The organism is Pseudomonas sp. D3 (assembly GCF_029320995.1).
Taxonomy (GTDB): Bacteria; Pseudomonadota; Gammaproteobacteria; order Pseudomonadales; family Pseudomonadaceae; genus Aquipseudomonas; species Aquipseudomonas paraveronii.
In genome coordinates, this window is record NZ_CP119772.1 from 2,401,374 (window position 1) to 2,422,494 (window position 21,121).

Annotated in this window: 18 protein-coding genes; 9 read left to right on the forward strand and 9 right to left on the reverse strand. The window is 62.8% G+C overall.

Features of this window, described 5'->3' with window-relative positions; all coding sequences use genetic code 11:
• Positions 1–10: 10 nt before the first annotated feature.
• Positions 11–1,837 (reverse strand): glycoside hydrolase family 15 protein, encoded by a 1,827-nt coding sequence (locus P3S72_RS11105; protein WP_276197362.1) that lies wholly within the window; start codon positions 1,835–1,837, stop codon positions 11–13.
• Positions 1,838–2,328: 491 nt separating this feature from the next.
• Here P3S72_RS11105 and P3S72_RS11110 point away from each other — a divergent pair, with 491 nt between their 5' ends.
• The 3 genes from P3S72_RS11110 to P3S72_RS11120 all read left to right on the forward strand — a co-directional run bounded on the left by P3S72_RS11110 (position 2,329) and on the right by P3S72_RS11120 (position 4,262).
• Positions 2,329–2,604, forward strand: a complete 276-nt coding sequence (locus P3S72_RS11110) for a hypothetical protein (RefSeq protein WP_276197363.1) — start codon at positions 2,329–2,331, stop codon at positions 2,602–2,604.
• A 434-nt stretch (positions 2,605–3,038) separates the two neighbouring features.
• Positions 3,039–3,806 (forward strand): hypothetical protein, encoded by a 768-nt coding sequence (locus tag P3S72_RS11115; RefSeq protein WP_247407584.1) that lies wholly within the window; start codon positions 3,039–3,041, stop codon positions 3,804–3,806.
• Positions 3,807–3,977: 171 nt separating this feature from the next.
• Entirely contained in the window at positions 3,978–4,262 is a 285-nt protein-coding gene (locus tag P3S72_RS11120) for a hypothetical protein (protein ID WP_276197364.1), read from the forward strand.
• A 98-nt stretch (positions 4,263–4,360) separates the two neighbouring features.
• On the opposite strand, the gene P3S72_RS11125 is transcribed toward P3S72_RS11120, so the two are convergent.
• On the reverse strand, positions 4,361–5,512 hold the full coding sequence (locus P3S72_RS11125; protein WP_276197365.1) for an MFS transporter: 1,152 nt from the start codon (positions 5,510–5,512) through the stop codon (positions 4,361–4,363).
• A gap of 352 nt (positions 5,513–5,864) precedes the next feature.
• Between P3S72_RS11125 and P3S72_RS11130 the strand changes: the two genes are divergently transcribed.
• Positions 5,865–6,869 (forward strand): diaminopimelate epimerase, encoded by a 1,005-nt coding sequence (locus tag P3S72_RS11130; protein WP_276197920.1) that lies wholly within the window; start codon positions 5,865–5,867, stop codon positions 6,867–6,869.
• Between the two features lie 55 nt (positions 6,870–6,924).
• On the opposite strand, the gene codA is transcribed toward P3S72_RS11130, so the two are convergent.
• The 6 genes from codA to P3S72_RS11160 form a co-directional block, all read right to left on the reverse strand.
• Positions 6,925–8,160, reverse strand: coding sequence for a cytosine deaminase (gene codA / locus P3S72_RS11135; RefSeq protein ID WP_276197366.1), 1,236 nt, complete (start codon positions 8,158–8,160; stop codon positions 6,925–6,927).
• Positions 8,161–8,187: 27 nt separating this feature from the next.
• Entirely contained in the window at positions 8,188–9,393 is a 1,206-nt protein-coding gene (locus P3S72_RS11140) for a PucR family transcriptional regulator (RefSeq protein ID WP_276197367.1), read from the reverse strand.
• On the reverse strand, positions 9,390–10,658 hold the full coding sequence (gene codB / locus P3S72_RS11145) for a cytosine permease (RefSeq protein ID WP_276197368.1): 1,269 nt from the start codon (positions 10,656–10,658) through the stop codon (positions 9,390–9,392). The genes P3S72_RS11140 and codB overlap by 4 nt, the downstream gene beginning before the upstream one ends.
• Before the next feature lie 191 nt (positions 10,659–10,849).
• A complete protein-coding gene (locus P3S72_RS11150; RefSeq protein ID WP_276197369.1) occupies positions 10,850–11,473 on the reverse strand; it encodes an NUDIX hydrolase in 624 nt (207 codons plus the stop codon).
• A gap of 31 nt (positions 11,474–11,504) precedes the next feature.
• Positions 11,505–11,861, reverse strand: coding sequence for a 6-carboxytetrahydropterin synthase QueD (gene queD / locus P3S72_RS11155; protein WP_201190933.1), 357 nt, complete (start codon positions 11,859–11,861; stop codon positions 11,505–11,507).
• A 77-nt stretch (positions 11,862–11,938) separates the two neighbouring features.
• Entirely contained in the window at positions 11,939–13,018 is a 1,080-nt protein-coding gene (locus P3S72_RS11160; RefSeq protein WP_276197370.1) for a patatin-like phospholipase family protein, read from the reverse strand.
• Positions 13,019–13,278: 260 nt separating this feature from the next.
• Between P3S72_RS11160 and P3S72_RS11165 the strand changes: the two genes are divergently transcribed.
• Genes P3S72_RS11165 through P3S72_RS11175 form a run of 3 tightly spaced genes read left to right on the forward strand, consistent with a single transcriptional unit; the run spans position 13,279 to position 15,580 of the window.
• Positions 13,279–13,602: a PepSY domain-containing protein gene (locus P3S72_RS11165; RefSeq protein ID WP_247407674.1), complete on the forward strand. Its 324-nt coding sequence runs from the start codon at positions 13,279–13,281 to the stop codon at positions 13,600–13,602.
• Positions 13,602–14,270 (forward strand): response regulator transcription factor, encoded by a 669-nt coding sequence (locus tag P3S72_RS11170; RefSeq protein WP_276197371.1) that lies wholly within the window; start codon positions 13,602–13,604, stop codon positions 14,268–14,270. Before P3S72_RS11165 ends, P3S72_RS11170 begins: the two co-directional genes overlap by 1 nt.
• The gene (locus P3S72_RS11175) at positions 14,267–15,580 is read left to right on the forward strand and encodes a sensor histidine kinase (RefSeq protein WP_276197372.1); all 1,314 of its coding nucleotides are present in this window, start codon (positions 14,267–14,269) and stop codon (positions 15,578–15,580) included. Before P3S72_RS11170 ends, P3S72_RS11175 begins: the two co-directional genes overlap by 4 nt.
• A 71-nt stretch (positions 15,581–15,651) precedes the next feature.
• Here P3S72_RS11175 and P3S72_RS11180 read toward each other — a convergent pair whose 3' ends face one another.
• A complete protein-coding gene (locus P3S72_RS11180; RefSeq protein ID WP_276197373.1) occupies positions 15,652–17,799 on the reverse strand; it encodes a methyl-accepting chemotaxis protein in 2,148 nt (715 codons plus the stop codon).
• A 244-nt stretch (positions 17,800–18,043) separates the two neighbouring features.
• Here P3S72_RS11180 and P3S72_RS11185 point away from each other — a divergent pair, with 244 nt between their 5' ends.
• Both P3S72_RS11185 and P3S72_RS11190 read left to right on the forward strand, forming a co-directional pair.
• Positions 18,044–19,363: a Na+/H+ antiporter NhaC family protein gene (locus tag P3S72_RS11185; protein ID WP_276197921.1), complete on the forward strand. Its 1,320-nt coding sequence runs from the start codon at positions 18,044–18,046 to the stop codon at positions 19,361–19,363.
• Between the two features lie 72 nt (positions 19,364–19,435).
• Positions 19,436–21,115, forward strand: coding sequence for a methyl-accepting chemotaxis protein (locus tag P3S72_RS11190; protein WP_276197374.1), 1,680 nt, complete (start codon positions 19,436–19,438; stop codon positions 21,113–21,115).
• Positions 21,116–21,121: the final 6 nt, after the last annotated feature.

Below are 21,121 nucleotides of genomic sequence, written 5' to 3' on the forward strand. Positions count from 1 at the left end.
CGGGTGGTGTTCAAGGTTGCCACACCGTCTTCTCGCCGCTCAATTTGCGGTCCAGAAACGTCGCCGCGCTGATCAGCGCCAAATGGCTCAATGCCTGAGGCATATTGCCCAAGTGCCGCGCCTGGTTGTCGAACTCTTCGGCGTACAACCCCAGCGGGTTGGCATACCGCAGCAACTGTTCAAACTCCAGATGCGCCTTTTCCACCTGCCCGGCGCGGGCCAGGCATTCGACGTACCAGAACGAGCAGGCGGCAAACGCGCCTTCGGTGCCTTGCAGGCCGTCGATCTGGCTGTCGTCGTTGCGATAGCGATAGACCATGCCGTCGCGCACCAGGCTTTTCTGGATCGCTGCGAGGGTCGAGAGCCAGCGCGGATCGGTGGCGGCGACGAAGCGCACCAGCGGCATGAGCAGCATCGAACCGTCCAGCGCGGTGCTGCCGGTATGCTGCACAAAGTGCCCGCGTTCTTCGTTCCAGAAGTTACCCCAGATATCCGCGTAGATCGCCTGGCGCGTCTGGTCCCAGCGCGCGAACGGCGCCGGCAACGAGCGCTTGGACGCCAGGCGAATCGCACGGTCCAGCGCGACCCAGCACATCAGCCGCGAGTGCAGGAAGTGATGCTGCTCGCCGCGCATTTCCCAGATACCCACGTCTTTGCGGTTCCAGATATCGCAGACCTGATCCGCGAGTTCTACCGTGTGTTTCCAGCCTTCGTGGGAAATGGCTTCGCCGTATTTGTTGACCAGGTAAACCGCGTCCATCAACTCGCCGTAGATGTCCAGTTGAACCTGGTCGAACGCCTCGTTGCCGATACGCACCGGCGTCGCGCCGCCATGCCCGCGCAAGTGCGTCAGTTGGGCTTCCGGCAGTTCCTGGCGGCCGTCGATGCCATACAGGATGTTGATCTTGGCGGGCTGGTCGCAGCAGTCGCTGACCCGGCCTCTGAGCCAGCGCATGTAGTGATTGGCTTCTTCGACAAAACCCAGGCGCATGAAGGCGTAGACGGTGAACGAGGCGTCGCGGATCCAGGTGTAGCGGTAGTCCCAGTTGCGCTCGCCGCCGGGCGATTCCGGCAGGCCGAAGGTGGCGGCGGCGATGATCGCGCCATGTTTGCGCGAGGTCAAAAGTTTCAGGGCCAGGGCCGAGCGGTTGACCATTTCGCGCCAGCGCCCACGGTAGTTCGATTGCGCGATCCAGCCACGCCAGAATTTCAAGCTATGCGCCAGCGCCAGGTCGGTGCAACGGCTGTCGACGCGCGGGTCGTCTTGCCCGCCGAGGACGAATTCGGCGCCTTCTTCCTGGGCCAGGACGAAGCTGGCCACTGCGGCGTTGTCGTCGATCTGCATGGGGTGGCTGCTCGACAGGCGCAGGCCGGGCTGGCCGTCGGCGGCGAAACACACGGTGCCGTTGTCGAGGCTGGCGTGGGTGGGCGTGCGCGCATAGTCGTGACGCACGGCGCAGCGCAGGTGAATCGTCACCCGGCCGCTGACCGCACGCACGCGGCGAATCAACAGGGGCAGGTCGTCGACCTCCTCACTGATGGTCAAAAAGTCAGTGATTTCCACCACGGCGTCATCGCTGAGCCAGCGGGTTTGCAGCACGTTGGTGTCAGGCAGGTAGATCTGCTCGCGGCGGGCGTTGGGCAGGTCCGGCGTCAGCTGGAAAATGCCGGCGTCGGGGGTGTCGAGCAGCGCGCAGAAAATCGAGGGGCTGTCGAATTCCGGCCAGCAGAAAAAGTCGATGCTGCCCTTGTCGTTCACCAATGCGGCACTGCGCATGTCGCCGATGATGCCGTGGGCATCGATGGCGCTCTGAGGCTCGTTCTTGAAATCAACCATTGCCGCGATACTCCGGGAAAAGGCGCAAGCCGCCCTCGACAAACAAGGTGCTGCCGGAACGGGCAGCGGTGACCTGAGCGACTTGTTGCTCCAGCGAGAGATGCATCAGCTACCCACCTTTGAGTTGCGTTCAGTTAGCTGACTGGCAAGGCGCCGCACAAGTTCACGTAAAAAAGCCCGTCAGCCCAGCCGGCTGGCATTCGCCGATTGAGCGCGCGCTTGATGACTGAGCTTTTACGCCTACCCCCGGCGAGCCGGAGGGTATCTCCTACACTCTGTCGCCGGTCAGAGCCCGGCGCGGTGTGCGTCGTTGGTCGATCCCGCTATCATGCAGGGCACAGATCACGAATGTAGATAACGCTATGCCAAGATTGTCATTCGCCGTCAGAGTTTTGTTCGCCTGCTGCCTTCTCATCGCAACCGTTAATCACATCCGTGCGGACGTTTCGCATGGCTTGCTCTGGGACTACGGATACGGGCCTAGCACTTACTTGGCTAGCCGTATTTTCTGGGCGGCGCTTACGTTTTTTGACCCGCTTGCAGCATTGCTACTGTTCATCAAGCCAAGAGCCGGAATCGTGCTGACGGCGGTGATTATTTTGGTCGACGTCGCTCATAACACTTTTTACGTGGCGTTGAAGCAGCAGTGGCTGGAGCCGTTCTACCTGTCCCAGGTAGCTTTCCTTGTCGTCGTCTTCCTACTCTCACCCATCGCATGGAATGGCCTTATTCGGGGCGTAGCGTTCACCCATCCAGTCCGGGTGTGATGCGCTCCACATATGAGGTAGACGCTCTTCGATCTCACTTGCCCACGTACCCGTTCGGCAACGTCATTTACCCAGCCACGCTGATTCTTCAGATTTCTGAAGCAAGGCACTTTTGCGCTCGCTGACCGGGTCGGGCGGCGACGGTGCGGGTTGCGCCGAAATCGCTTGGGAGGGGGATGAGTTCCTTATCCCGGCAGATGCTCTTCCTACCCGGCAGTTGGAAACTTTCAGCTCTCTCAGGAACCGACTCCCACAGTTCTGCCACACAGGATAAGCCTGCTTCCGCTGGTTTCCTTCACGATTTGTTGATCGTCGGGCGGCTGGGACGGTGAGGTAAGGCGTCTGATCAAACCGAACTGGAGAACTAAATGTCGGTATCAGTATTCCATCAGTCTGTCGCTCATTCCTCTGATGAGAAGTCTCTCAGAGGCTCCATGTCCAATGCCGAGCGGTCTACGACCTCGTCTGCCAGCCAGAGCTTGTTCTGGGATTCGTATCACTTCGGCTCGGCATTCGGCAGCGCGCCGTCACGCCCGCACCTTGGCCACGGTCATTTTAACCCGGGGCCGCCGCCACGTCCGCTGCCTGATGGTGTGTGCCCGAACCCAGGCCCACCTCCGCGCCCGACTCCCGAGCGGCCGGACCCGTATTATTCGAAGCTAAGCAACCAACAACTGGCCCAGGCGCTGCTGACCAATTATGGCGCGTTCAAGGGTGGACAGTATTCGCGGCAAGTCACGCGCGAAAGCCTGCAAAAGATGGCAGATCAATTGCCGGTGGACGCCAATGTTCGTCTGGCGAAGGAACTGCTGCGGCGTCCCGATCTGATTCGGGCGCTCGATCGAAACATGAGTACCGGTGCTTCGGATGGCCGCTTGTCCAGGGAGGATATTCTGAGCGTCATTCGTTCCGATAACCCCTTTAAACTCAAAGATGACAAAGAACTGGTCAAAGAAATGCTCGGCCATTTCGAAGAGTTGAAGAGGAAAGGCCGGGGCAACAGCATCACGCTCGACAAACTCGAAGAACTTGCGAAGCAACCGTTGACGGGCAATCCGGCCACTGACCATCTCATCGAATTGGTCAAGGAAGTCATGTCCCGTTCGATTCTGCAGGGGCGGATGGATAATGTTGACGAGTGGCAGCGTGACGGCAAGGTTTCGCGACGCGAATTGCTGCAACTGCTGCAACAACTGCGTTAACTCTGGCACAGCCGAATGCCGCGTCACCCGCGGCATAGGTTGGCAAGCGTGTTGAGCAGGAAGCACCACTTCAACCAGGCAGGAACCGCTTGCGAGGTTTTACCACGAGGACATTGCCGTCAGCCGTTGAATGGCTATCGGTGTCTTCATCTACCGAATCAGGTGTGGACGATGAATCCGACATCATTTGAATCTCAACCCTCCCAGTACACTGTTGCGACCTTGGCGATTCCTGCACGGGAAGCAGGAGCCCAAAGCAAATCCCGTTCGCAGGCGCTCAACCTCACGTCGTCGCCGAAGTTCAGCTTCAGGGCGCCCACTGCCGAAGATTTCGATAAAGGTTCTCGAGCGTTCATGGAAGAACCGGTGTCCAGCCCTGTGCTTTCAACGCTCGCCGGTTTATGGAGCAAGTTGTCCTGTCGTCCCGCCAATGACGCCGACCGGCATTTAGGCTAGCCGTTGTAACGTGCTGCCTGGGAAAACGATAAGGCAGAGAAAAAGCGATCAGGCGTGCATGAGCTACTTGAAGGATTCAGGCCGCTCATGTCTTTTGTTCAGACCCGCAGTATTTTGCCGCTGACCGCCACCGCGGCCAGCAATCCCCCGATCAGCAGGAAGGCGGTCGCCAGGCTGCTCCCATGGGCAATGAAGCCGATCACCGCAGGCCCGGCCAGAATGCCGGCATACCCGAGGGTGGTGATGGCCGGCACGGCAATGTGTTCCGGCATGACGGTCTGTTTGCCGACCGCGGAGTAGAGCACCGGGACGATATTTGAGCAGCCGGCGCCGACCAATGCGTAGCCCAGCAGAGACATTTCCCAGGCTGGCGACAGGGTGGCGAGGAAGATCCCGGCCGCCGCCAGCGCCCCGCCTGCGACGATCACCCGCGCAGCCCCCAGTCGACGGACAATCCGGTCACCGCTCAGGCGCCCGGCGGTCATGGTCAGGGCAAAGGCCGCATAACCCAGGCCGGCATAGGCTTCATCCAGGCCGCGTTCAGCGCTGAGGAACACTGCACTCCAGTCGAGCACGGCGCCTTCGGCCAAAAATACGATAAAACACAAGCAACCGATAAACAGCACCACGCCATGGGGAATGGCGAACGGCGGCCCTGAGCTTTCACTGCCGTAGGGCAACAAATGCGGGCCGGCCTTGAGCAGCGCCAGCGCCATGATGATGATCACCACCAGCGTCGCCTGCAGCGGCGAAAACCCCAACCCCAGCAGCCCGGAGACCCCCGCTGCGCCGACGATGCCGCCCAGGCTGAACAACCCATGGAAGCCCGACATCATGGTTTTGCCGCTGGCGCGCTCAACGATCACCGCTTGCAGGTTGACCGTGGAATCAACCGTGCCCAGGCCCGCGCCGAACAGGAACAGAGCGGCGATCAGCAACGGGATCGAACTGACGGTGGCCAGCATGGGCAGGGCCAGACAGAGCAGGATCGTCCCGGCGCTCAGTACGCGCCGGCAACCATAACGAGAGGCCAGTGCGCCGGCCATCGGCATGGCGATGATTGACCCGACGCCCAGGCACAACAGCAACAGGCCCAGGGTGCCCTCGTTGAGTTGGGCGCGGGCCTTGGCATACGGCACCAGCGGTGCCCAGGCAGCGATGCTGAAGCCGGCGATGAAGAAGGCGATACGGGTCGACATTTGCTCCAGCCGCCCGGGAACCACGGGCGCTGGGGTGGGGATGGCAGTCATGGAAAATCCTTGGTTTTGCGTTCAGCGAACGATGTCCGGCGCGACATCCTTGCACATCAAGCCCCAGCGAGCGAGCCAGGTTCGCGCGGGGTTCACGCCGACTGCAGATTTTATTTTTTCCATCACGGAACGCTCTGGACGCTCGCAGCCACTTAGAGGTCATCGCGCTGTAGGAGGTGTTCTGGAAGGTGCGTAATCCCCGTGAGAATTGCTGAACCCCAGGCCTCTTGCGGTGGATGACGCACCTTCCAGACCACTTCCCACACGTCGACCGTTCTGTAATACGCTGCTGCTTCTGTGTGCTGGTGACTTGACGGACGAAGCGATGAAGGACTTTCAGGCAGGCGACAACATGACCCGGTTCTACGATGCCCGCGGCAACATCTATGGAGTAGTCAGCCCGGCCTGTTTGCGCCGCCACGGTGTCGAGGTGCCCGACAATGCGGCCCTCGCGGCGAGCAGGCGGGACGCGTGGGCACTGCCGGCGATTGCCGCCGAATGTGGCTGGGGGCCTTCGCCGCGTCCGGCCGGTGCCAAGGCGCACCGGTGTGATGGGTTGTTGGTGGGACCGTTTCAGGCGGCGCCGCCGTTTGATCTGTTGATCGTCAACACGGACGGCTCTCTCGCGGAGCGCAGTGGCAATGGTCTGACCATCTTTGCCCAGGCGCTGAGCGATCAGGGTTTGATGACGCAGGGCTGCGAGCTACGGGTGCATCACGACAAACAGGATGCGAGGTCGCCGCTGGCGACTTTTGTAGAGCCGGCGCTGTACGAGCAGGTTCGCGGGTTCTGGCTGGCCTTGGGGCAGCCGGCGTTCGGCCCGCTGGCGGTCGGCGCGGTGGGCGTAGACCCGCTTGTCGCCCAGGGTTGTGCGTTCAGCCATGTGCCCGCGCTGGCGGCAATCAACCCGCAATGGACGCGCAGCCAGTTTGTCCGGGTGGGCAACCCCCATTGTGTGACGTTGGTGACGCAGGCCGCTGCACTGCCGGACAATCAGCCGATGCACCAGCCCGCGCTGTTCGAGTCATTGCAGGCGATTGCGTTTGCGCCACCTGCCGGGCGTGGCCAGCCCTGCGTGGCCGGGGTCAATTTGCAATGGGCCGCCCGGGCGTCCGGCAATCGAGTACTCGCGCGGGTATTCGAGCGGGGAGAGGGGCCGACGGCATCCTCCGGGACCAGCGCCTGTGCGGTGGCGTGCGCGGCGTGGCGCGCGGGTTGGGTCGGGGGCGCGGAGGTCGCGGTGGTGATGCCGGGCGGTACGGTGCCGGTTCGGCTGCAGACCCAGGCTGAGACAGTGCTGAGCGTCAGCCTGTTCGGGGCTGCACGGCCGCAGATCGAGGCAGGGCCGCGCGGCTGATCGATTCGAGTCGCAAACACCGCGTACTCGATTCGATCGTCGGCCCCCCGGCGATCTACAAAAACTCTACCTGCGCCGGCTGGCGCTTCATCAATACCTTGCCGTTGCGGATCGAGTACAGCGCCTGGCCCTGGCTGCGAATCACCTCGTAGTCGCTGTCTGCCGAAAGGATCAACAGGTTGGCCGGCCGGCCGGGCTCCAGGCCGTAGCGATCACCGAGGGCCATGGCCTTGGCGCTGTTGTCCGTGACCAGGTCCAGCGCGCTTTGCAGGTTGCGGTAACCGAGCATGTGGCAGATGTGCAACCCGGCTTCGAGCACCCGCAGGATGTTGCCGTTGCCCAGGGGGTACCACGGATCGACGATGGAGTCCTGGCCGAAGCACACGTTCATGCCGGCTTCCAGCAGCTCGTTGACGCGGGTCACGCCGCGCCGTTTCGGGAAGCTGTCGAAGCGCCCTTGCAGGTGAATGCTTTCGGTGGGGCAGGAGACAAAGCTGATACCCGAATGCCCGAGCAGGCGGAACAGTTTGGCGCAGTAGGCGTTGTCGTAGGAGCCCATGGCCGTGGTGTGGCTGGCGGTGACGCGGGCGCCCATGCCGCGGCTGCGGGCTTCTTCGGCCAGCACTTCGAGGAAGCGCGAGTGCGGGTCGTCAGTTTCGTCGCAGTGAACGTCCACCAGGCAACCGCTGCGTTCGGCCAGGTCCATCAGGAACTTCACCGAACTCACGCCCTGGTCGCGGGTGTATTCAAAGTGAGGGATGCCGCCGATCACGTCGGCGCCCAGGCGAATGGCTTCCTCCATCAGCTCGCGGCCGTTGCGGTACGACTCGATGCCCTCCTGGGGAAAGGCGACGATTTGCAGGTCGATCAGGTGCGTACTGTCTTCGCGCACTTCGAGCATGGCTTTGAGTGCGGTGAGGTTCGGGTCGGTGACGTCGACGTGGGTGCGCACATGCTGGATGCCATGGGCGGCGAGGGCCTGGATGGTTTTTTTGGCGCGGGCCTTGGTGTCTTCGTGGGTGATGGTGGCTTTGCGTTCGCCCCAGCACTCGATCCCTTCGAACAGGGTGCCGCTCATGTTCCAGCGCGGTTCGCCGGCGGTGAGGGTGGCGTCGAGGTGGATGTGCGGTTCGACGAAGGGCGGTATCACCAGGTTGCCGGCGGCGTCCAGGTCGTCGGGCGCTGCCGTGGGCGCTGTGGTTTGCGGTGTGATGCTGGCGATCCGGCCGTGTTCCAGGTGCAGATCATGCAGGCCTTCACGGTTGCGCAGGCGGGCGTTGATGATGTGCATGGGCAAGTTCCTCTTGGCTAAAAACAATCAGGCTGACAGCCGCCAGATCATCAGCGCGATGCCGATGTCCAGGCGGTCATATGAATCATCCAGCTTCAGCCCGCACAGGGCCTCGATGCGCTGGACGCGGTGCGTCAGGGTATTGCGGTGTACGGCCAGGCGCTGGGCGGCAGCCACAAGGTTACCATTCTCGTGGAACCAGGCTTCGAGGGTCGGCATCAGGCTCGGCCCATGGTGCAGGTCGTGACGTAGCAGCGGGCCCAGGCGTTCATTGAGAAACTGGTCGAGCAGCGCGCGATCGCGCACGCCGCTGAGCAGCTTCAATACGCCGAGTTCGTCATACACGCACAGCCCGGCGCGCTCGCTGAAGCGCCGCGCAGCGGCCAACGCCTGGCGCGCTTCATCCTGAGCCTGGGCCAGGCGCGCGGGCGGGTGGGCGGCGGCGCTCAGGCCGATAAACAGTTTCAGCGGCGCCAGGCGCAGGTTCAGCGGCTTCAACCAACCGGCCAGTTGCTCACGGTTAGCCAGCGCCGCGACGGCATCGGCGGCCGGCAGCAGCAACGTCCATTGCCCGGCTCGCCCGAGTACCGGCACCGAGGCCGACAACTGCCGCAAGCGCCGGGTAATGCTGTCGTGTTGCCGAGCCAACTGCGCTTCCATGTACGCGGCCTCACCCTGGGTAAATAACGCGTCGCTGCCCTCCAACTGCAACTGCACGATTTGCCACTGGCCGGCCAGGGGCATACCCAACTGTGCGGCGCGGTGCAGCAGCAGATCCAATGATTGATAGTCACCGGCCAGCAACCGCTCCAGCACATCGTGCCGCGAGCGGCCCAATTGCTCCGAATGGATCAACGCTGAACCGATCGCCTGGGTCACCAGCACCATTTTCAGCGAGTAAGGCTGTTCGATCAGCGGCATGTCGGCGGCTTCGGCCGCCTCCAGCAAGCGCTGGGGAATCGCCTGGATATAGGCCGGCCCGGTGAGAATCACCAACCCGGCCACCTGACGCAGGCAGGCTTCCTCCAGCAGTTGCAGCAAGTTGGCCTCGTCCCGTGGGTGATTGATACCGGTGACGAACACCAGTTCGCCGCCCAGCACCCACTCGGCGATGCCACTGTTTTCCGCGACATACGGCCAGCGCACGGCATTCTCCAGACCCGCCGCCCCGGCGCGCAGGCACAGAGACTCGAGCCCCGGCAGGGCGAGCACATCGGCGATGGTCAGGCTCATGCCTGTGCGTCAGCCAACGCTGTCCGCCCGCGCAGTACGGCGGTGAGCGCCATGTAGGTCAGCGACGCGGCCACGATCCCCACCAACGGTGCCACCCAGGGCGAATTGAACGCCAGTACGGTGCCCACGGCGTAGGCCGTCAGCCCCGGCCAGTTGAACGCGGGCAGGCGCGCATCGGCCAGGCGCGGGTAGTGGCCGCGATAGCGATAGAAGAAGTCCGCCATGATCACCCCGCCAATCGGTGGAATCACCGTGCCCAGCAGGATCAGGTACGGCACCAGCATGTCGTACATGCCGAGCAACGCCAGCAGCGTGCCGATCACCGCACCGGCCAGGGTGACTGTCTTGCGGCGGCGGGTGCGCAGCAGGTTGCAACCGGCCACGGCGAAGTTGTAGATGGTGTTGTCCTGAGTGCTCCAGATATTGAGCAGCAACATGGCCATCGCGGCCATGGCAAAGCCTTGCAGCAGCAACACCTCCACCACGTCGGGTTGTTGATAGACGATGGCGCCATAGGCCCCGATCAGCACCATTAAGCCGTTGCCGACAAAGAAACCGATCAGGCTGGCGAGCACCGCGACCTTGGCCGAGCGGGAAAAACGCGTCCAGTTGGTCGCCTGGGTCGCGCCGCTGACAAAGGTGCCGAACACCAACGTGATCGCCGTCGACAAGTCCAGCTCTGACGTTGGCACCACCGCCAGCAACCCCTGCAGCCCGCCGACTTTCACCGTGGCGACCCACATCGACAGGCACAACAGAATGCCCATGGCCGGCACGGCGATGTAGGACAAAATCTCCAGCCCGCGATACCCCACGTAGGCCGTGGCGCAGAACAGCAGGCCAAACACCACCATCAGCGCCAGCACGTTGCCCTGGCTCAGCTCGAAATATTTGCCCAACACCACGGCGGCCGTAGCGGTGCCCCAGGCGTACCAGCCGATCTGGGTGAAACCGAGGATCAAATCACTGAGCTTGCTGCCGACTTCGCCAAAACAGAAGCGCCCCATCAACACCGAGTTCAGGCCGCTCTTGAATGCGATGTAACCCAAGCCTGCGGCATAAATGCCCAACAGCAGGTTACCCAAGGCCACGACGCCGAGCATGTCGACGAAACTGAACGCCACGCCCAGCTTGCCGCCGGCAAACATGGTTGCGGTAAAAAAGGTAAAGCCCAGCAGCACCATGGCGGTGGACGCCAGGCCCTTGCGCGCATGCATCGGGACTTCGCTGAGGGGGTAATCGTTACCTGGTTCTTGCTGCGTCATGTGCCTTGCTCCCTGAATGAGTGACGCAGGCCTGTTGCACCGCGCGTGCCAATTGAGCAGCAGTGACGGGCGCACGGTGGGCGTTGTGCAGTGTGCACAGGTTTTATCGCCAAACAGGGGCGGAGCACGGGCGGGAGTGGTCGCGGTGCCCAATCGGGCACGAAAGCGGTGCAGCGGTGATACACATTGGATCAGTCGAACACCGTCTGCGTGGTCTCGCCGCGATGAAACGCAAAGGCCGCCTCAAGATCACTTTCGATGGTGCGCCCACGGGACAGCGGCGGCAGGTTGTCGAGGGCGAAAAACCCCACCTCGGTGGTTTCGAACCCGGCCGTCGGCGCCAGTTGGTCGACCCGTTCACACAGGAAATACAGTTTGTAGAAGTCCCGCACATCTGCGCGGTACAAGCCCTTGGCCTTGTGCGTGACGCTATAGAGCGCCCGCGCCGTCACCGTCAGCCCAGCTTCCTCGCGGATTTCCTTGATGATGTTTTCCGCCGCCGACAAACCGATATCGGCATAACCCCCCGGCAGCGCCCAGCAACCATCGGTCGCCTCGCGCACCAGCAGAATGCGCTCGCCGTCGATCACCGCGCCGCGTACATCGATCATCGGCGTCGAGTAGCGCTGGGCGAAATCCGAGACCAGCCCGGTGATGCGCTCCAGCGGCACATTGCCCAATTGCGCGAGCATGCTGTGGGCGATCTCGGCAATTTCCTCCAGGCGCTCGCGTTCGAAGTCGTCGGTGCAAAAATGCAGCCCCGTGGAAGCCAATGCCTGTAAGCGTTTGGCCTGGGCCAGCCAGGTGTTTTCCATAGGGCGCTCCGACAGGGCGTTGACGTGAGGTTTACTCGCCGTGATAGATGCAGCCGCTGGTGCAGGTTTCATGGATGCGAATCGCGCTGAGTTCGGGCAGCAGGGGTTTCAATTCGGTCCAGATCCACTTGGCCAGTACTTCGCTGGTGGGGTTTTCCAGGCCGGGGATGTCGTTCAGGTAGTTGTGGTCGAGGCGTTCATAGAGCGGCTTGAAAATCGCCTTGATCTCCGAGAAGTCGCGAATCCAGCCGGTATGGGGGTCCAGGTCGCCGCTCAGGTGGATCGCCACCTTGAACGAATGCCCATGCAGGCGCCCGCACTTGTGGCCGTCTGGCACGTGGGGCAGGCGGTGGGCGGATTCGAATGTAAATTCCTTGAAGATTTCCACAGTATTTTTCAGCTCGGTCAGGTTTCTGGCAGGCGGCGAGTTTAACAGCTACATCGCGCCTCGCGCATACCGCTGGGTCAAAGCGCCTGCAAGCGCTCGCCCAGGCCACCCTGGTCGGCCAGTTGCAGAAACTCATCGCCCAGGCGCCGGCTCTCGCTCATTGCGGTTTGCCAGTACTTGTTGCGACTCGCGTCATCGCCCAGAAAGCGCTTGAAGTCGCTGCGGTCCGGCAGTTTGCCGTGGGGCAGGCGGGCCAGGTAGTCCTTCGACGGTGCCAGCAGCAACACGTCCTGCAAGCCTTGTTGATTGCTGCGTCGCCACGGCAGGCCCTTGTCGAACCAGCCGGGGATGACGCGGTCGGTGAAGTGCGGGTACAGCACGATGTCATCGCCGTGGTAGGGCAGGTCGAGGTGGTAATCCAGCAGGCCGCCGTCGCGGTAGGTGCCCGCGCCAGCGCCAGGCAGGTCGCGCACGCCTTGCATCACCATGGGGATCGAGCCGGACGCCAGCAGCGCCTGGCGCAGGTTGCCCAGGTTCAGGTCGAGGAAGCGCGACGGGAAATCCTGCAGCGCATGCACTGGCGGCGCCTGGCGTGGGTCATGGATGATCAGCCGTTCGAAATGCCGCGCCAGCCGTGCGCGGCCGCGCAGGTTGTCGGCAATCACCGACGACAAGCCCAGGCCCAGGCGCCCGCGGTGATCGTCGGCGAGCAGGCCGTGGCTCTTGACCACCATGATGTTCAGCCGATAGTCGGGGTTGTCCAGCACCCGCGCATCGCGTCCAGCCAGCAGGTCATCGAGCATGCGCCGGCAGCTCTGGCTGACCTCGGCCATGGTCACGCCTTTGGCAAAGCGTTGCTCGTTGTACAGGCGGCCGAGGTCGAGCAAGCCTTGCACCGGGTCGGGCAGGCAGGCGCTGGCAAACCGCCAGGAACCGATGGAGGCACCGATCAGCGCACGTTCGCGCGGCGCGCGGGGCAGCCAGTCGCCGAACAGCGCCAGGTCCAGGCCCTGAATGCCCAAGGCCTTGGGCCCGCCTGCCGCACCGGGAAGGATACCGACATCGGCAGGCGTGAGGCCTTGCTCTCGAATGCGCGCAAAGGCGCGCTTGCCGGCCTTGAGTGTCAGGGCGGGAAACTTGATGTGGATGGCTGTCATACCGGTCTCTGTTGAAGCGAGCAGGGCAGTATAGAAAATCTTGCACGATGAGGGAAAACGGCTGGCTTGAATTGCCATGGTGGCAATTCAGTTTCAGTTAAGTTGCCACGGTTACGTTGGTGCGGTGTAGGACATTCAAGCGGAAATGGAGGCTTACGTGAAAACCCTCACGATTTTGTTCTCCACCCGTATCATTGCCCCATTGCCTATTTGGGCCACGCCCGTAACCGGGCCACCCTCAAGGAACATCAGGACACGTAATGAAGGTAAATCTACGCGCGTGCAGTCAGGTGGCGCTGGTATTGCTGCTAACCAGCTCAAGCCTGTCGGCCCATGATCTTGGTCAGGACGAAGCCTTGCACCTGCGCCAGAAGGGCGTTATCGCCGCGCTGGAACACTTGCTGGGGCCTGCGTTCGAGCGCTACCCAGGCGCCAAACTGCTGGATGCCGAGCTTGAAGAGCACAAGGATCGTCCGGTGCGCTATATCTATGAAATCGAATTGCTGACCGTCGAAGGGGTGGTGCGCGAAATCGAGCTCGACGCCAGCACCGGTGAGTTGCTCAAAGATAAGGAAGACGACTGATGCGCCTGCTGTTGGTGGAAGACAATGTACCGCTGGCCGATGAACTGCTGGCCGGCCTGCAGCGCCAGGGCTATGCCGTCGATTGGCTGGCCGATGGGCGCGATGCTGCGTACCAGGGCCGCAGCGAACCCTATGACTTGATCATCCTTGACCTCGGCCTGCCCGGCTTGCCCGGGCTTGAGGTGCTGGCGCAATGGCGCGCCGCCGCGCTGGCCACCCCGGTGCTGATCCTAACCGCCCGCGACTCCTGGGCCGAGCGCATCGAAGGGCTCAAGGCCGGGGCCGACGATTACCTGAGCAAACCGTTTCATCCCGAAGAGCTGCACCTGCGCGTCCAGGCGCTGTTGCGTCGCTCCCACGGCCAGGCTAACCAGCCGACCTTGCAAGCGGCCGGCCTGCACCTGGATGAAGGGCGTCAATGCGTGCTGCGCGACGGCGACGAAATCCAGCTGACCGCCGCCGAGTTCCGCCTGCTGCGCTATTTCATGCTGCACCCGGAGCAGATCCTCTCGAAAAGCCATCTGGCCGAGCACTTATATGACGGCGAGACCGAGCGCGACTCCAATGTGCTCGAAGTCCACGTCAACCACCTGCGCCGGAAATTGGGCCGCAGTGTGATCGAAACCCGGCGCGGCCAGGGGTATCTGTTTGGCGCCAGTCCTGCATGAGGTCGATCCAGCGGCAGCTGAGCCTGGGGCTGATCAGCGTGATGGTGGTGGTCGGTGTGGTGCTGGCGCAAACCAGCCTATGGTTGTTCGAAGCCGGTTTGCAGCGCTATTTGGAAGCCGGTTTGCGCAACGACAGCGAGAACCTGCTGGTCGCGCTGGTGCGCGGGCCGAATGGTGTGCAACTCGACGAGCAACGCTTGTCGCCGGCCTATCAGCGGCCGTTCTCGGGGCATTATTTTCGTATCGATTTCGCCGACACCCACTGGCGCTCCCGCTCATTGTGGGACCAAGAGCTGCCACGCCTGCCCGAGGCCGGGCTCAAGGGCAACCTGCAACTGGGGCCGGAACGTCAGCAACTGTTGGTACTGCGCTCGGACTACAAGCGCTTCGGCCAATCGATTTCCATCAGCGTGGCCCAGGACTACACGCCCGTGCGGGAAAGCTTTCGGCTGATGCGTCAGATCGGCCTGGTGCTGGGAGGGGCGGCCCTGTTGCTGGTGTTGATCCTACAACGGGTCACGGTCCGTCGCGCGTTGCGCCCGCTGGAAATTGCGCGCAACCAGATCGCCCAGTTGCAACAGGGCCAGCGCTCGCAACTCGACACCCAGGTGCCGCAGGAGCTGGAGCCGCTGGTGGCGCAGATCAATCACCTGCTGGCCCACACCGAAGACAGCCTCAAGCGTTCACGCAATGCCCTGGGCAACCTTGGCCACGCGCTGAAAACCCCGCTGGCGGTGCTGTTGAGCGCGGCATCGAGCGAAGCGCTCAAGGATCAGCCGCACTTGCGCACGCTGTTGCACGAGCAGCTTGAACAGGTGCAACAGCGCCTCAACCGCGAACTCAATCGCGCGCGCCTGGCCGGCGAAACCCTGCCGGGCGCCTTGTTTGATTGCGCGAAAGAGCTGCCGGGCTTGCTGGCGACCCTGAACATGGTCCACGGCGACCACCTGGACTTGAGCCACCACGCCGCCCCAGATCTGCAATTGCCCTGGGATCGCGAAGACTTGCTGGAGCTGCTCGGCAACCTGCTGGACAACGCCTGCAAATGGGCGGATGCCGAGGTGCGCCTGAGCGTCAGCGAGACGCCGCACAGTTACCTGCTGGCGGTGGAAGACGACGGCCCCGGCATTCCCGAGGCCCAGCGTGACCAGGTGTTCAGCCGTGGCACGCGCCTGGATGAACAGATCGACGGCCACGGCCTGGGCCTGGGGATCGTGCGCGATATCGTCGAGGTGTGGGGCGGGGTGTTGCAGTTGCAGGAAAGCGAACTGGGCGGGCTCAAGGTGCTGATCGAACTGCCCAAACGCTAGGGCCGGTTAAAAATGGGGGAGGGGCAAGCCCCCTCCCACATGGGATCTCCTTCAGGCGCGGTGTCGGTCGCTCACACTTTGAAATGATCCATCAACCGCTGTTGCTGATTGGCCAGGCTGTTCAACGCCTGGCTGACCCGCGCCGATTCGTTGGCCTGCTCCGACAGCGACTCGGTCACATCGCGGATCGTCGCCACGTTGCTGTTGATCTCTTCGGCCACCGCGCTTTGCTCTTCGGCGGCACTGGCGATCTGCAGGTTCATGTCGCTGATCACCGTGACCGCTTCGCCGATCTGGCGTAGGGCGGTGACCGCCTCGCCGACTTGTTCGACGCTGCCCTGGGCCTGGCGATAGCTGTTGCCCATGGCGCCGACCACATCGGTGGTGCCGCTTTGCAGTTGCTCGATCACCAGGCGGGTTTCTTCCACCGATTCCTGGGTTCGTCGGGCGAGGTTGCGCACTTCGTCGGCCACCACCGCAAACCCACGGCCGGCCTCACCGGCGCGGGCGGCTTCGATGGCGGCGTTGAGGGCCAGCAGGTTGGTCTGCTCGGCGATGCCGCGAATCACTTCGAGCACAGAGCCGATCTGCGCGCTGTTGGTCGCCAGGCCTTCAACCTGGGTCATGGCGGTGCTCATGTCCGCTGCCAGATGGCCGATGTTAGTGGTGGTGCGGTCGATGACTTTCAGGCCATCACGGGTGGCCTGGTCCGCATCGCGTGCGGCTTGGGCGGCCTGAGCCGCGCTGCGGGCGACGTCCTGGGCGGTGGCGCTCATTTCATGGGAGGCGGTGGCCACCTGATCTACCTGGCGGTATTGCTGTTCCATGCCGGCGCTGGTCTCGCTGGCGATCGCGGCGGATTGGTCGGCGGTGCCACGGGCGTCCTGCACCGAGCGTTTGACCTCGGCGATGATCGGTTGCAGCTTGTCGAGGAAACGGTTGAACCAGCCGGCCAACTGCCCCAGCTCGTCCTGTTTGTCGTAGGCCAGGCGGCGGGTCAGGTCGCCTTCGCCGCTGGCGATGTCTTCGAGCATGTGCGCCACGCCCAGGATCGGCCGGGTCACGCTTCGCGCCATCAGCCACACCAGCCCCAGGCCGATTACGGCGGCGAGCAGGCCCAGGCTCAATTCGAGCAAGGTGCCTCGGGTGTTATCGGCGTCCAGTTGCGCCTTGAGCGCTTCGGCCGGGCCCACCAGGATTTTTTCCGGCACATCCAGCAACACGCCCCACGGTTTGCCGTCGGGGATCGGCGCGAACGGCGCCAAGACCTTGAGTCGATGGTCGGCCCGCAGGCTGCTGATCCGCGCGCTGCCGGCCAGGGCGCTGATCAATTGCGCGCCGCTGGCGGGGTCGACCTGGTCCAGGCGCTGGCTGAGCTTGCTCGCATCCGCGCTGTAGCCGGCCAGTAAGCCGGTGGGGCTGAGAATGCTGACTTGGGTCTGGCCGTCATACAGCTTGTGGCTCGTCTGCTGGCTCACCGCCTGTAGGCTGTTGAGGTTGATGTCCACCGACAGCGAGGCGATGACTTTGCCATTCACCGTCAGCGGGAACACGAGGCTGGTCATCAGCACGTTTTGGCCGTCGATGACATAGAAGTACGGTTCGATCACGCACGGTTTGAGGGTGGTGCGCGGGCAGGTGAACCAGGCGTTGGCCTTTTCGCCGCTCGGACCGATGCGGGTGTCGGACATGTCGCTTTCGGGCAGCGACATGGCGGTGAGTGTGCCGGGCGTCGGCTGTGACCAATAGAGGGCGAACCGGCCTTTGTCGTTGCTGCCCAGCTCTGCCTGGTTGACGAACAGCTCATCCTTGCCGTCCAGGGCATTGGCTTCGAACACCAGGGACAACCCGAGCAGGTCGGGGTTGGCCTGCAAAGCGGCCTTGACCTGGCGGGTCAAGTCTTCACGGGTGTCGAAGGCGTCGAGGAAGCGTTTTTCCGCCTGTTCGCGCAGGAACAGCACCTGGCGGGAAAACCCATGACCGTATTGATAGGCATCCATGAACTGCCGGCGGATGCCCAGCGCCTGCGCTTCGCCCTGGGCTTCGATACGCGCCTGGGCCGCTTCATCGAGCATGTGCATGCTGGAGGCTTTGACCCGTTGCGAACTCTGTTCCATGCGATACAGCGACAGACCCACCAGCAGGGTCACGATCCCCAGCAGGCAGAGGCCTGCGAGCAGGGTGATTTTCCATTGAATGGACAGCTGTCTGAGGGACATCGCGGGGCATCCTTAACCTGAAAACATAGAGAGCCCTTAGTATCGGCGGCTGTAATTTTTTCTTTATTCAAACGTTCAATTTAAATCTGTAAGCGACGCCGTTTTTTGACATGCGGGCGCGCCTGCTGCAAAGTGCGCGCCCTCTAATAAGACCTCCTTTAAGCCTGTACGCCGGCAGTCATCCACAATGGCCGCTAGGGCGCGGGTATGCCTGTTGTTTGATTTTTTGCTTGAGGTAACCATGATTAACGCAGTCATCGCCGCAGTCGGCACCATGCTGGTGCTCAGCCTGTCCCGCGTGCATGTGGTCATCGCCATTATCGTCGGCGCCCTGGTGGGCGGGCTGACGGGTGGCCTGGGCATCGACGCTACGCTCAAGGCCTTCAACGGTGGGCTGGGTGGTGGCGCGACGGTGGCTTTGTCCTACGCATTGCTCGGCGCTTTCGCGGTAGCGATTGCCAAGTCCGGCCTGGCGCATGCCCTGGCGGACAAGGCGCTCCTGCTGGTCGATCGCCAGGAAGCCAGCGGCGGCAGCCATGTCAAATGGTTACTGATCGGCTTGCTGTGGGTGGTGGCGATTGCGTCGCAAAACATCCTGCCGATTCATATCGCGTTTATCCCGCTGCTGGTGCCGCCGTTGTTATACGTGCTGACCAAACTGCAACTGGACCGCCGCCTGATCGCCTGCGTGATGACCTTCGGTTTGATCACGCCTTACATGTTCCTGCCGGTGGGCTTCGGCAACATCTTCCTCAACCAGATCCTGCTGGCCAATGTGGCCAAGAGCGGCGTGGACATCAGCCAGGTCAACGTGACCCACGCCATGGGCCTGCCAGCGCTGGGCATGGTGGTCGGCCTGCTGGTGGCGGTGTTTGTCAGCTACCGCAAAAAACGTGTGTACGACCTGGAGAAAATCGAGCGGGTCGAACAGGTCGCGGTGCAGTACAACCCGCTGACCCTGTTGGTGGCCGGCCTGGCGATTGCCTCGGCGTTCATCATTCAGTTGTGGCTGGACTCGATGATCATCGGCGCCCTGGCCGGGTTCCTGATTTTTTCGGTGTCGGGCATCGTGCGCTGGCGCGAGACGGACGATTTGTTCACCGAAGGCATGAAGATGATGGCGATGATCGGCTTCATCATGATCGCCTCCTCAGGGTTTGCCGAAGTGCTCAAGGCCACCGGTGACGTGCGCTCGCTGGTGGAAACGTCGGCGGCGTTCATCGGCCATAGCCGTGGGGTAGGCGCGTTGCTGATGCTGCTGGTGGGGTTGCTGGTGACCATGGGGATCGGCTCGTCGTTTTCCACGGTGCCGATCCTGGCCGCGATTTTCGTGCCGCTGTGTGTGCAATTGGGTTTCAGCCCGCTGGCCATCGTCTGCATCGTCGGCACGGCCGGTGCCTTGGGCGATGCCGGTTCGCCGGCGTCGGATTCGACCCTGGGCCCCACCTCCGGCCTCAATATCGACGGCCAGCACCACCACATCTGGGACACTGTGGTGCCGACGTTCCTGCATTACAACATTCCGCTGCTGGTGTTTGGCTGGGTGGCGGCGATGACGCTCTGACGAGGTAGCCCTACAGAATCCGCGCAGTGGGCCGATAACCTCTTAAGTCGCCATGAATAAGAGAGAAAAGCCATGCGTCTGAGCCTGAAGGTCAAAGTCCTGTCCCTTGCCATAGTGCCCGTGCTGTTGTTCGCCCTGGTGATCAGCCTGACCACGGTGTGGATACTGCAGGGGCAAGCGCGCAACGAGGTGGATGAGACCCGCCAGCACTTGCTCGACGCCGCCAAGGCCACTCTGCAGAGCTATGTGGAAGTGGCAATGACCACGATCAAGCCGCTCTACGACGCCGCCGCCCCGGGTGATACGGCGGTGCGTGCCGAGGTGGTTAAGCTGCTGTCCAATACCAGCTACGGCAAGGACGGCTACTTCTTCGGCTACGACTCCGAGACCATCCGCCTGTTCAAGGGCAACAGCCCGGACGGCGTGGGCAAGAGTTTCAAGGACAACCGCGACCCCAATGGGGTCTACGTCAACCGCGACCTGGTCAAGGTCGGCAAGGACGGCACCCACTACCTGCAATACAGCTCGACCCAGCCCGGGCAGACCGAACTGGTGCCCAAACTGGGCTACACCGAGTACCTGCCCAAGTGGGACATGGTCATCGGCACCTCGGTCAACCTGGATGGCATCGACGCCCAGGTGGCGGTGGTCGAGGCCAAGGTCGAGAAACGCATGGAGGGCGTATTGCTGAGTATCCTCGGCGTGGCCGTGCTGGTGCTGCTGGTGATTGCTGCGGCGGGCATGGTCCTGGCCAATACCATCCTGCGTCCGCTGCACCTGATGAAAGCCAACCTCGACGACATCGCCGCCGGCGAAGGCGACCTGACGCGGCGCCTGGCTATCACCAGCCAGGATGAGCTTGGCGATCTGGCCGGGGCTTTCAACCGTTTTGTCGACAAGATCCACGGCCTTGTACGCCAGATCACCGAAATGACCGCGCAACTCACCGGGCTGGTGGGCCAGGTGTCCGACCAGGCGCAGCGCTCGGAACAGGCCATGGAGCGTCAGCGTCACGAGACCGACCAGGTGGCCACCGCGATCAATCAGATGTCCGCCGCCGCCCAGGAAGTTGCGCACAGTGCCCAAGGCGCCTCCGTCGCGGCGCAACAGACCGACGTCGAGGGCCAAGCCGCCAAGCGCGTGGTGGACCGCAGCATCGCGCAGATCCATGCGTTGGTGAACGATATCCGCAGCAGCGGGGTGTCCCTCGACAGTCTGCAACAGGACGTGTCGTCGATTGTCAGCGTGCTCAGCGTCATCCGCTCGATTGCCGAACAGACCAACCTGTTGGCCCTTAACGCCGCGATCGAAGCCGCGCGGGCGGGGGAGGCCGGTCGCGGGTTCGCCGTGGTCGCCGACGAAGTGCGCGCCCTGGCCAGCCGCACCCAGACCAGCACCCAGGAAATCCAGGGCATGATCGACCGCCTGCAAAAAGGCACCGTAGCCGCTGTGGAGGCCATGCGCCGTTCCAGCGACGCCGGCGACGGCACCTCGGTCCAGGCCAACGAAGCCGGGGCGTCGTTGGACACCATCGCGCAGTTGATCGGCACCATCAACTCGATGAACGCGCAAATTGCCAGCGCCGCCGAAGAGCAGACCGCCGTGGCCGAAGAGATCAACCGCAGCGTGCATCAGATTGCCGTGGCGGTAGACAGCGTGGCCGATGAAACCCAGTTGGGGGCCCAGACGTCGCGCAGCCTGGCGGATCTCGGCCAGCGCTTGGGCCAACTGGTGGGCCAGTTCAGGATCTGAACAGGG